The following is a 1,247-nucleotide window of genomic DNA, read 5'->3' on the forward strand; positions in this document are numbered from 1 at the left end:
GCACCGGCCGCCAGGGTGCCCAGCAGGGACACCAGCCCGTGGTAATGGTGCCAGAAGAGCAGGTATACCGTGGAGACCACAATGGACATGAGCATCAGGGGAAAGGCCACTTTCATGTAGCCCAGGAAGGTAATGGGGATACCTCTCTTTTCGGCCATCCCGATGACCACCACGTTGGCCGATGCGCCTATGACCGTACCGTTGCCTCCCAGGCAGGCCCCCAGGGACAGGCCCCACCAGAGCAGGTCCAGGTTGGCCATGCCGCCCAGCCGCCCCATGTCATGGATGAGGGGGATCATGGTGGCCACGAAGGGGATATTATCCACAAAGGCCGAGGCCAGGGCGGAAATCCACAGGATGAGCATGGCCGCCGGCACCAGCTGTCCCCGGGTCACCTCCAGGGAAAAGCGGGCCACGGCCTCGATGACCCCCACCTTCTCCAGCGCCCCCACCACCAGGAAGAGGCCCACAAAAAAGAAGATTACCGGCCATTCCACCGCGTGCAGCACGTGCTCCGGGTCCTCCCGGGTGATGAGCAACAATAAGCTGGCCCCGGAAAGGGCGATGACGCTGGATTCCATGTGCAGGTACTGGTGCAGCACAAATCCGGCAATAGTCAAAAACAGCACTATCAGGCACTTTTTCAATAAAACCGGGTCCTTGATCTCATCCCTTTCGTTCAACTGCATGATCTTTTCCTGCAATTCCGGCCGGGCCACCAGCTGCCGGCGGTAGATGATGCGCAGGAAGAAAACGGTCAGGATGTAAATGACCACAATTACCGGCGTCAGGTTGACGACGAAATCCATAAATCCCAGGTGGGTCTGGCTGCCGATCATGATGTTGGGCGGGTCGCCGATCAACGTGGCCGTGCCGCCGATGTTGGAAGCGATAATCTCGGCGATGAGAAAGGGTACGGGGCTGATCTGCAGCTGGCCGGCAATGGCAAAGGTAACGGGGACCACCAGCAGGACGGTGGTCACGTTGTCCAGAAAAGCCGAAGTTACCGCCGTGACCAGGGACAGGGCGGCCAGGATACGTATAGGTTCTCCCCTGGCCTGGCGGGCGGCCTTGACGGCCAGGTATTCAAAAACTCCCGTCCGGCGGGTGATGCCCACGATGATCATCATGCCCACCAGCAGACCGATGGTGTTGAAGTCAATGGCATGCACCGCTTCTTCCGGGTTGATGATGCCGGTGAGGGCCAAAAGGGCGGCTCCCACCAGGGCGGCCACCGTCCGGTGAAT

1 protein-coding gene is annotated in these 1,247 nt (G+C 60.1%); it reads right to left on the reverse strand.

The features are described from left to right. The coding region (locus GFC01_RS17750) for an ArsB/NhaD family transporter (RefSeq protein WP_152948476.1) at window positions 1–1,247 on the reverse strand (1,247 nt) is incomplete at both ends.

Source organism: Desulfofundulus thermobenzoicus (genome assembly GCF_009428905.1).
Lineage (GTDB): Bacteria > Bacillota > Desulfotomaculia > Desulfotomaculales > Desulfovirgulaceae > Desulfofundulus_A > Desulfofundulus_A thermobenzoicus.